Raw genomic sequence first — 11,243 nt, forward strand, 5'->3', positions numbered from 1 at the left:
TAAACTATTCATCCCATCCTAGGTCATGCTCCGCTTTCCGACTGCTTTTTCTCCATGAATGGAGAGGTTTTATACTTTAATTTTTCAGTAAAATAAATCTAAATAAACGCCTCAAATATCTAGTATTTCATGGGTTATGGCGACCAGGGAAATATTATTTGATTTGGTGAAATTATTGTCGCCTAAGCAACCCTAAATCAAGGCTCCAAATATAGTTTATTAACAAAAAATTGAAACAGCATTGTAACAGGAATATGAGAGATAAAAATCGCTTATTTTTACCAGACAAGTTTTTCATTTAGTTTAAAGTCATCAGTTCAACAATTAATAGTTAACAATTAAAGACCTCCCCTGATAGGGGGGGGTTTACTACCTCTTCTGTAATAGAAGGATTGACTAAAAGGATTTTTTTTATTCTCTTAGTCAATTGGATATGGCGCCGGTAAACTATTCATCCCATCCTAGGTCATGCTCCGCTTTCCGACTGCTTTTTCTCCATGAATGGAGAGGTTTTATACTTTAATTTTTCAGTAAAATAAATCTAAATAAACGCCTCAAATATCTAGTATTTCATGGGTTATGGCGACCAGGGAAATATTATTTGATTTGGTGAAATTATTGTCGCCTAAGCAACCCTAAATCAAGGCTCCAAATATAGTTTATTAACAAAAAATTGAAACAGCATTGTAACAGGAATATGAGAGATAAAAATCGCTTATTTTTACCAGACAAGTTTTTCATTTAGTTTAAAGTCATCAGGTAAAATTTTGAGATTCTTGCTAACTGTTAAAAGATAATCTTTTCTGATTTTTTCTGTCTCCTTTCTGATTTTTTCTGTTTCTGTATATGCTTGTGGTAAATCTAAATCTAATGATTCTATTAAAGTAGGAATATTTGTTAATTTTTTGACCGTGACTCCAAAATTATTGGAGTTTGTAAGATAAGGATGTATAACTTTAAAAACATGCTGTGAAATTGTATGGCTAAATAATTCTACAAATACAAAAACTACTTGTCTTAAGTTAATCAAAAAACATCTTGTTTCTGCATCATAAGTGCAAAAACGTTTTTTTGTTCTGTGATTAACTCTATTCCACAATAACTGACCCATATTTTGCTGACATATAACCAAAATCAGAGGTATATTTTCAGTATCATCAATTCCAGCAATAAACCCACGAATCATATCCCAATCTTCCCTAGGAACTTTAACACCATTTATATTGTCAAATTTAGCTGATGGGAATAAAGGAGTATTAGGTAGTTTTAATAGTCGTTGCAACTCAGAAAGCTTCGGACTTTTTTTTGGCAGATATTCTTTAACTTTAGTATCATTTTGTAGTGGTTTAATTTCCTCAATGTATTTTTTCTCTAAATCATCTAATTCTGATAGAGGTGCTTCAATATAGTAGATATAAATTTTATCCAATCCTTTTCTAGCAAATTGTTTATAACGATGATGAGTTTTGCCTGCCCAACGCTTTCTTAAATTTTGAGCTTGACCTATATATAATATTTGATTTTGCTCATCTCCTATAAAGTAAATTCCTGGTATATCAGGAAGACAAGAACGATTTCTTAAGCTGTATTTCCCTGAAAAATTAGGTAAGTTATTCATAGTTTGATCTGGTAAATACTTTTTATTAATGGATAATGGATAATTACTTATCCCTAAAAAGGAGAGGATTAACAGTTAATGAAAAAATTTATTTCTTTTGGTTGATTGGATATGGCGTTTTGCGCTAGCTAAACGCCATCCCACCCTTCGGGAAGCTCCGCTTTTCATGTCGCGCAGCGAAACAACCGCTTTTTCCTCTTAAAAGGGGAAGCTAACAAAGCTGAATTATTTAATTATTAATTATTCGGTAAATATTTATTGTAAATATTTATAGAATTCTTTAATCAGAAGCTCAAGCTAATTCCAGACCACCAGCAATGGTTGGCAAGGGTGTATTTGCCCAAGGATAAAAAAGTTTTCAGCTTTTTAAATTCAACCTATTTTCATAACAGCGATCGCTCAAATTTATACGATTATCTCCTGCAAATAAGATTTATTTTATCAAAATAATTGGGTCGCCCAACCCCGCCTTGATCGGCGAAACGTTGTTACAAAAACAACTTCTGACTTCTGAATTCTGATTTCCTTAAAGATACCTTCTAGTGACTAAACTTTCAATTACAATAAACAATTAAGATTTTTTGGTAGTTAAGGATTGACTTATTACATGAAAAAATTAGTTAAAACAAAATATTTTAAACGTAAAAATATCAGTTTAATCTATATAAATATCAGTAACTTATACAGACTAATATGTTTAAGTTTAGGAATAGTTATTTTACTCAATTACACACAGCAAAAAGTTCATGGATCTACTCCAATAAAAAATAAATCTGGAGTTTCTACAAACGCGACAGATTTAATTGAATACCAAGCACAAATAAAACCTAAATCAATAACTACAAAAAAAAACCTACATGAACTTTATATTAAACCCAATGAAAAAATTCATTTAGTCATAAAATTAAGCGATCGTCGCGTCTATGTCTATCAAGATGACCAATTAAAAACCAGTTACCGAATAGCTATTGGTAGAGAAGGATGGGAAACTCCTACAGGAACTCACAAAGTTATCCAAAAAATATCAAATCCTTCTTGGAAACATCCTTTTACAGGAGAAATCATACCTCCTGGTCCAGAAAATCCCTTGGGGGAAAGATGGATTGGTTTTTGGACAGATGGCACAAATTACATAGGTTTTCATGGAACGCCCAATGAGGAAACTGTAGGACAAGCAGTTTCTCATGGTTGTGTTAGAATGTTCAACCAAGATGTACTAGCTCTATTTGAAAAAGTCGGAATTGGTACAACTGTTCTGGTAGAACCTTAAAAAATACCAATAGAGTTTAGTTCAAACATTTTTAATATCTAACCTGAATTAAACTTTCTTTCACATTACTTTTTAATAACATCCAGATTTGATACATGAGGAGTGAAAAATGACGCAATCTACCACAAATCAATGGCTATATCTTATTAATAAAATTAGCCGAGGAACATATAATTTCACAGCTATTTTCCTAACCACAGCAATTATTTTATTTAGTAAAAATTTAGCCATAGCTTCTACCCCTAATGCTGAGACAAATAATTATAATCAGCAAAGAAAGGTAGAAAATAGAATACCATTTGGTGGTTTAATGCCAAAATTGGATCAAGCTATCAAAGACTTTGAAGAATATTTAGGTATAGAAGCAGAAGAGCTAGTTCGTGTGGTACTTCGGTTAGGGGAACGACGGGTATATGTATATGAAGGAGAAAAAGAAATTGCTAGTTATCCTGTAGCGGTGGGTAAAGCAGGTTGGGAAACTCCTACAGGGAATTTCAAGGTTATTCAACTGGTAGAAAATCCTCAATGGCAGAATCCCTGGACGGGTGAGGTAATGCCAGCGGGGCCAAATACTGCTCTGGGATTGAGGTGGATTGGTTTTTGGACAGACGGCAAAGACACTATTGGGTTTCATGGTACTCCCACTGTAGAATCCATTGGATATGCTGCTTCCCACGGTTGTGTACGGATGTACAATGAGGATGTGGTTAATTTATTTAAGAAAGTACAAGTAGGTACTGAGGTGGTAGTAGAACCATAGTTTAATTCAGAATTTAGAATTCAGAATTTAGAATTCAGAATTTAGAATTCAGAATTTAGAATTTAGCAGAAAGAAAGAATTTGAATAGTATGAATTTTTCAATTCTTATTCAAGAGAATATTCTGATTAAATAGAATATCTGTATTGATAATTTGGGAGAAAGAAAAAATTTGAATAGTATGAATTTTTCAACTCTTATTCAATAGAACATCTGTATTCATAATTCTGAATTGAGAATTTAATTTAGGAGAAAGAAAGAATTTGAATAGTATGAATTTTTCAATTCTTATTCAAGAGAATATTCTGATTAAATAGAATATCTGAATTGATAATTTAGGAGAAAGAAAAAATTTGAATAGTATGAATTTTTCAATTCTTATTCAAGAGAACATCTGAATTCTAAATTCTGAATTGAGAATTTAATTTAGGAGAAAGAAAAAATTTGAATAGTATGAATTTTTCAATTCTTATTCAAGAGAATATTCTGATTAAATAGAATATCTGAATTGATAATTTAAGAGAAAGAAAAAATTTGAATAGTATGAATTTTTCAACTCTTATTCAACAGAACATCTGTTGTATTAAGAGCAAGTAATATCAAGTCCGCTTGATTCAGTACAAAAAAATATTTCATATAGAATCCGGCTAATTACTATCACTAAGTCCGCAGCGACTTACACTCTGTGGAAGGAAGCAATCTCTTATGTTTAGGAGATTGCTTCATATCGTTGCTGCAGACGACTGTTCAAGCGGATTTTATATCATCTTCAACTATTAAAAAATCCTCCTAAATTCTCTTCCCTCCTAACTTCTGACTCCTGACTTCTGACTCCTGACTCCTAATTAACTATGTTTTTTAACTTTCCTGGCGGGAAGTCCCTTGCTCTCCATCCCCCCTAACCCCCCGTGCATAGGGGGGAGGGAGAGCGTCGGGATGAAAGCCTGGGCCCGGATTCGGATACCTTCATAAGCTAAACGTTCATATGCCCAAGACACAAGCTAGGAGCATTTTGTTATTATCAATGTCAACACAGGGGGAGGACATCACCTCTGTCATGCTCCGCGGTCAGGGTTTCCCAGACGCTCAGAATTCCTATTTTTCCATCCCCCCTAACCCCCCTTTGAAAGGGGGGAATAGAAGGGCAACGTCGGGAGTATGTCAACTCGCTAGAATATTCAAAAGTTGATTTGGGATATCAAAATTAGCCGTGACATTCTGTACATCATCCAGATCCTCAAGAGCATCCATTAACTTGAGGAGTAATCGGGCCTGCTCCGGATCGCTCACCTCAACAGTATTACTAGAAATCCACCGAAACTCTACCTCACTAACATCAAAGCCTTTTTCTTGTAATACCTGACTGAGATTTTCTAAATTAGTAGTTTCCGTGAAGACCTCCGCACCTTGAAAATCATCTTCCGAAATTACTTCATAATATTCCGCTTCTCCTTCCACAGAAGCTTCCAGTAACTCATCCTCATCATAACTTCCTGTAATAGTTACCACACCTTTTTGGACAAACATCCAACTCACACAACCAGTCTCGCCTAAATTACCACCATTTTTTGTAAACGCACTTCTGAGGTCTGCCGCTGTGCGGTTGCGATTATCTGTCAATGCCTCAATTAGAATCGCTATACCTCCAGCACCATAACCCTCGTAACGAATCTCCTCCAGTTGACTTCCATCATTGAACTGCCCCGAACCTTTAGCGATCGCCCGCTCAATATTATCATTAGGAATACCTGCTGCCTTGGCCTTCTCGATCGCCGTGCGTAACTGAAAATTACCATCAGGGTCAGCTCCACTACGAGCAGCAACAATAATTTGTCGAGATACTTTAGCGAAAACTTTTCCTTTAACAGCATCTACTCTTGCTTTTTGGCGTTTAATATTTGCCCACTTACTATGTCCTGCCATAAAATCGAATATTGTAAAAAATCTCTCCTCACTTCAGCAATTTTGATAACTATTTACAGGTCAAAAAAATTTTGTGAAATAGTTACTAAATTGTCATACAATAATATATTACTGTTCTCATAGCTTAGTAACTCTCGCATCTCTAACTCAAAATTTATCTAGCTTCAATAGAGGGTTTTATTAAAGGAGATTTAAAAAAAGATTTAGGATTCAGTTTTTCCAATACTTCTAACTTCTAATATAGAATTCAGTTATACATTATATATTTATAAAATCATAAATATTCAATCTCCCTTACTCCCTTACTCCCTACTGGCTTCTTTCTCAAAATTTATCTAGCTTCAATAGAGGGTTTGATTAAAGGAGGTTTCAAAAGAGATTTAGGATTCAGTTTTTCCAATACTTCTAACTTCTAATATAGAATTCAGTTATACAGTATATGTTTATATATGTTTATAATTTCAATTTTATCAATATTCAATCTCCCCCACTCCCCTACTCCCCTACTCCACTACTCACCTACTCCCTAATTCTTTAAATAAACCTGACAGTATTTTCTCTATTATCTAGGTGGGAAGTATCCCCATTTAATTCTATGACCCATTTTTCTTCTCGCTGAACAATTTTGACCAAACAACAAAGAGAAGCCTTAACTTTACTCTGAGCAACTTCACCAACTAATCCAGCAGCAGTGCCAATAACTGAAGCACCATGCCCCACCAATAAAATATTTTCTGTAGGAAACTCTACCACTAAACGCCGAGAAATTTCTCCTGTACGCTTCATACAAGCTTCCCAGGTTTCGGGATATTGGGGAGTACCTTCATTGTAAGAAAGGTCAATTCTGCGATAAGTTTGGGCAAGATTTTCTATAGATAGAGTTTCTGGCATAGCAGGCATCCATTCTGGATTCAACCATTCACACAAACCCCAATCTAACTTGATGGTTAAATCAAGAACTGCTGCTACTTCATTGGCAGTTTGTACAGTTCGGAGAAAAGGAGAAGCAAAAATCTGAGTGATATTTTCCCCAATTAAACGGTTTGCTAATTGTTGTGCTTGAAGGAGACCATCATCTGAAAGATGGGGATCGTATGGTCTTTTCGCAGTATTAAACCATTCAGGGTTAACAAAGTCGATACGGTTTCCGTGCCTTGCTATCCAGACTGTTTTTTGGGACATAAATTCATCCGTTACAGATTGTCATCCTAAATATATAGCAATTAGGACATCCGAGATACCTGAATTTTTAGGCAGTTACCATAAATCTCCCGTGCTTTTACGAAAAATTTATCAAACTACTGAGGATCTTTACCAAATCTTTAAACAAAACTACTGAAATATCTGCTAGTATTCATTTATAGATCAATAAATTAAGTATATACCCCTATCGTAATTTAATTATTTATTATATTGGTTTTGTGTGTTGTGATTAGTTCAGACTTCTTCAGAAGAGAGAGCTGTTTTTTTGTGTTACTACTATGATGTAGCCAATCTGTTGCTGGAAATTACTAATTGAAGATATTTTTATTTAACTTTCCTGGCGGGAAGTCCCGCGCTCTCCATCCCCCCTAACCCCCCTTGGAAAGGGGGGAGGGGGAGCGTCGGAATGAAAGCCTGGGCCCGGATTCGGATACCTTCATAAGCTAAACGTTCATATGCCCAAGACACAAGCTAAGAGCATTTTGTTATTGTAAAAGTCAAAACAGGGGGAGGACATCACCTCTGTCTAAACAGCGGTCAGGGTTTCCCAGACTGAAGAATCCCTATAATTCCCGTAAGGGCAACGTCGGGAGTATGTCAAACATCCAAGAAACTTTAATTCCCAGGAAATGGCCATAAATTTTAAGTCCCTTTACTAAAACTTGATCAAACTACTGATAATCTTTACTAAATATTTAAACAAAATTATTGAAATAGCTGTTATTATGGGCTTATCGATCAATAAAAAAATTAAGTATTCACCCTTTATTTAATTGTTTATTGTATTGGTTTGTGTGTTGTAATTTAACTGAGGCTTCCTCTTTTAGGGGGAGCTATTTTTTTGGCTATGAGTATGGTGTATGAGGTTGCCAATCTGTTACTAGAGATTACTGATAGAAGATGTCATACTAATTCACTTTAAGGATATCACAAATAATTTCCAACTTTAGATATGAAATAATTTCCTAAAATTACTATAGGGTCAAAGTTTCACTCTTGACTTCCGTGAAATGGTATTACCATTCAGACATCCAATCAACCTGAATTTTCAGATAGTGGCCATAAATATTCCGTCCCTTTACCAACACTTAATCAAACTATTGATTGTCTTTACCAACTCTTAAAAAAACCACTAAAATACCTGATATTTATAAATTAGTAAAAAAATCAACTACTCACTCTTATGTATTTACGGTATTTGGTTTGTTTGTTATTACTTAGCTGAGGCTTCCTCCAAAAGAGGGGGCTATTTTTTTGTAGCTATGACATAATGTAACAAACACCAAATCCTCCTTTAAAAAGGTAGTTTTTTTCCATCGTTTTAACCATTTCGCTTTTTGTCTTACCCTGATAATTTAAAGATATGAGCGATCGCCCAACTTAGTATATTCTATTAGTAGCGATATCTAAAAATGTCAAAAATTTTGTCTGAATAGTTGACACGCTCAGTTATTTATGATATAGAGATGATGTCTGGAAATCCACGCTAGCCTCTGGAGGCGAACGATCTCATGGATGAATTCTTTAAAAAAAAGCATCTCATTCTAAAATTTACTCTGGTTGTTTTCGGAATTGTTGTTTTTCTGACAAGTTTTATTAAAATAGAATATTCTGCAAATTCTTTTTCCCACGAACAAACAGAAAAAATTTCTCAGGTCAGAAATACAGAAAAATTCCAGGGTGCTAACCCTTCAGATTCACAATTAACTGAAAACAAGCAAGAATATGATGTTATCAAGCTACAAACTAAATTAAACCAAAAAATTTCCCCTGGAGCTACAGATAAAGTTGATAGAAAAAAAACAGGGGAAGCAGTTGATGATTTTCAAATGAGTTTGGAATTGACAGCAACAGGAAAAGTAGATCCGGAAACCTCTTCTTTTATGGAAGAGACTATTAATAGTAATAGTTTTCCTCAAAATTCTTTTTCAGTAGATTTACTATCACCAGACATCAAAAAAATTATTGACCGAGGTAAGTTAATTGTTGCCATGATAGAGTACGATAATGCACCTTTTTTTGTGAAAAATGAAAGGGGTGAATTGGAAGGATTAGATATAAAAATTGCCCAAGGTTTAGCTCAAAGTCTGGGAGTTGAAGTTCAACTAAATCGTAGTGCTAGAACTTTTAATGAAGTGGTTAAAATTGTCGCTCAAGGTGAAGCAGATTTAGCTATTTCCAAACTAAGTCAAACTTTGAATAGAGCCAAAAAAATTTCTTTTTCTAATCCTTATGTTACCTTGCGCCATGGTTTTTTACTTAATCGACTACAATTAACCAAAGCTGCCAAAAATCAAGATACAGCAGAATTTTTGAGAAACTTTGAGGGTAAAATAGGAGTAATTAATGGTTCCTCCTATGAAATGTTTGCAAAACAAAAATTTCCCAATGCTACAATTGTTAGTTATGGGAATTGGGAAGATGTTATAAAAGGCGCAATTAAAGGAGATATATTAGCAGCTTATCGTGATGAATTAGAAGTAAAAAAAATTGTTATCAACCAACCAAATGTGGCTTTGAAATTTCAAACTGTTGCTCTGAAAGATACTCAAGATCCTATAGCGATCGCTCTACCCTGGTCTAGCAATCATCTGTTAGAATTTGTCAATTTATACCTAAAATTTACCGAGACAAACTATAGTGTTAATAGTGTGTTGAGTGAATATTCTGAGTTATTAGAAAAATCAAGTTTATCTAAACTCAATTAAAATCAAAACTTTTATCATTTTTATTATGATTAAAAAGAAACGATTGAATGGATTTAATTTTCATTCATTAATCAAGGTATTGAGTAATCCATGGTCTATTGTTCCTGGAATTTTACTAGGAATATATTTGGGAATTTTTCAAAAGAATTTTAGTCAGGTTTTAACTCCTTACGGAGAGCTTTATCTTCAGTTATTAAAAATGTGTGTTTTGCCATTATTGTTTTCAGCGATAACCATGAGTGTAGGGAGACTAATGGGTAGTGATGACGCTAATAAATATGTCAAACGTATTTTAACTGTATTTTTAATTGGATTAGTTGGTGTAAGTGCAGTTGCAGCCATAGTTACAGCATTAAGTAATCCAGGAGGAAATTTAGATGATTCAAGCTTAACAGCTTTGGGTCTAATTGTGAACAGAGCGGAATTAGATTTAGAGATATCTCTGAATGGGGAGCCTAATATCATCCCTCAAGAAGCAACTTTAATATCTTTTTTATTCAATTTAGTTCCCGAAAATATTTTTGCGTCTTTAAGCGAAGGTAATGCTTTAGAGACGCTTTTTTTTGCCATTGTTTTTGGTGTGGCAATGGGATACCTCAAAGAATCTCATAAAGAAGATGTATTTAATATTTTTGAAATGGTGTTTAAAACATCTAACTTGTTAATTGATTGGATAATTTTATTCTTACCTATAGGTTTATGCTGTCTTTTAGCTAGCCAAATAGCAGAGACTGGATTTGGCATTTTAGCTGCCATGAAAAATTTTGTGATTATTGTACTTTTAGCATTTTTTATTATTAATATAATTAGTACATTTGTGGTCTGGCAAAGAGCAGATTGTTCTTTATGGAAAGTTATAATTACTTTAAAAAAACCAGCAATTTTAGCTTTGGTAACTCGAAGTAGTTTTACCTGCTTACCCTCTTCTATTTCTTCTTTAGCTGAAGAACTAAATTTTAATAAACAAACAGTTAATTTAGTGATTCCTCTGGCAATTACTGTCTGTAGATTTGGGCCAGTTGCTTATTTTGCAGCTACTTCTGTTTTTGTAGTTCAACTTTATAATAATCAATTAAACTTATCCAGTTCTATGATTATCATAATGGCTTCAATTTTAGCTGGGATGGCAACAGCAGGAGCAACAGGAATTTTAACTTTAACTGTGTTGGACTTAGTGTTAAAGCCATTAGGTTTACCACTAGAAGCTATATTGGTACTATTGATTGCCATTGACCCAATTATTGACCCCTTCCGAACTTTAGTGATTGTTCATACTGGAATTGCTGCCACAGCAGCGATCGCTGATTCCAAACAATCAGCAACATTTACCGCTGAACCTCAAACATTAGAAGTTTAATACCAACTTCATAAAATATTACTACATTGTCTCTGTTCTTAGGAGTCAGGAGTCAGGATTTAGATCATGTCCGGTTGAATAGTTATCATTAAAACTTGTAGTATAGTTTTAGCCCGAAACATAGATATTTATAGGGCTAGATCTATACTACAAGCAAAAAAAAGTTTTTGTCACGCTCTTATCCGGATATGATATCAGGAGTTAGGAGGTAAGAATTGATAATATAGCGTTTCTCAAATTGGTGAGATACAGTTTTAGATCCCCCCTGCCCCCCTTAAAAAGCTATGCTTTATAAACATCTTTCTTAACATAAAACTTGACAACATAGACAAGTTATGTTTAAGTCTTGAATCGGCTTTTTCAGGAGAAAAGAGTATTTTTCAATACACTTTTTTATCAATGTAGA

At 34.0% G+C, this 11,243-nt stretch carries 7 protein-coding genes; 4 read left to right on the forward strand and 3 right to left on the reverse strand.

From position 1 onward, the window contains the following. Positions 1-721: 721 nt before the first annotated feature. The gene (locus F6K40_RS30310) at positions 722-1,618 is read right to left on the reverse strand and encodes a GIY-YIG nuclease family protein (protein WP_293141292.1); all 897 of its coding nucleotides are present in this window, start codon (positions 1,616-1,618) and stop codon (positions 722-724) included. A 607-nt stretch (positions 1,619-2,225) separates the two neighbouring features. On the opposite strand from F6K40_RS30310, the gene F6K40_RS30315 reads away from it, so the two are divergent. Together F6K40_RS30315 and F6K40_RS30320 are read left to right on the forward strand one after the other, a co-directional pair. Next, positions 2,226-2,888 (forward strand): L,D-transpeptidase, encoded by a 663-nt coding sequence (locus F6K40_RS30315; RefSeq protein ID WP_293141294.1) that lies wholly within the window; start codon positions 2,226-2,228, stop codon positions 2,886-2,888. 109 nt (positions 2,889-2,997) lie between these two features. After that, positions 2,998-3,648, forward strand: a complete 651-nt coding sequence (locus F6K40_RS30320; protein ID WP_293141296.1) for a L,D-transpeptidase — start codon at positions 2,998-3,000, stop codon at positions 3,646-3,648. Between the two features lie 1,159 nt (positions 3,649-4,807). On the opposite strand, the gene F6K40_RS30325 is transcribed toward F6K40_RS30320, so the two are convergent. Further along, complete coding sequence (locus F6K40_RS30325) at positions 4,808-5,569, reverse strand: YebC/PmpR family DNA-binding transcriptional regulator (RefSeq protein WP_293141298.1); 762 nt, start codon at positions 5,567-5,569, stop codon at positions 4,808-4,810. Between the two features lie 534 nt (positions 5,570-6,103). Then, a complete protein-coding gene (locus F6K40_RS30330) occupies positions 6,104-6,751 on the reverse strand; it encodes a histidine phosphatase family protein (RefSeq protein WP_293141300.1) in 648 nt (215 codons plus the stop codon). 1,532 nt (positions 6,752-8,283) lie between these two features. Between F6K40_RS30330 and F6K40_RS30335 the strand changes: the two genes are divergently transcribed. Both F6K40_RS30335 and F6K40_RS30340 read left to right on the forward strand, forming a co-directional pair. Then, positions 8,284-9,480 (forward strand): transporter substrate-binding domain-containing protein, encoded by a 1,197-nt coding sequence (locus F6K40_RS30335; RefSeq protein WP_293141302.1) that lies wholly within the window; start codon positions 8,284-8,286, stop codon positions 9,478-9,480. Positions 9,481-9,559: 79 nt separating this feature from the next. Next, on the forward strand, positions 9,560-10,837 hold the full coding sequence (locus F6K40_RS30340; protein WP_293141304.1) for a dicarboxylate/amino acid:cation symporter: 1,278 nt from the start codon (positions 9,560-9,562) through the stop codon (positions 10,835-10,837). The last annotated feature ends 406 nt before the right edge of the window (positions 10,838-11,243 follow it).

The sequence above is a fragment of the Okeania sp. SIO3I5 genome (genome assembly GCF_010672085.1).
Classification (GTDB): domain Bacteria; phylum Cyanobacteriota; class Cyanobacteriia; order Cyanobacteriales; family Microcoleaceae; genus Trichodesmium.

Coding starts and splice junctions, on each gene's coding strand:
- F6K40_RS30310 (WP_293141292.1), bottom strand. CDS start 1,618: ATGAATAACTTACCTAATTTTTCAGGGAAATACAGCTTAAGAAATCGT.
- F6K40_RS30330 (WP_293141300.1), bottom strand. CDS start 6,751: ATGTCCCAAAAAACAGTCTGGATAGCAAGGCACGGAAACCGTATCGAC.
- F6K40_RS30315 (WP_293141294.1), top strand. CDS start 2,226: ATGAAAAAATTAGTTAAAACAAAATATTTTAAACGTAAAAATATCAGT.
- F6K40_RS30335 (WP_293141302.1), top strand. CDS start 8,284: ATGGATGAATTCTTTAAAAAAAAGCATCTCATTCTAAAATTTACTCTG.
- F6K40_RS30325 (WP_293141298.1), bottom strand. CDS start 5,569: ATGGCAGGACATAGTAAGTGGGCAAATATTAAACGCCAAAAAGCAAGA.
- F6K40_RS30320 (WP_293141296.1), top strand. CDS start 2,998: ATGACGCAATCTACCACAAATCAATGGCTATATCTTATTAATAAAATT.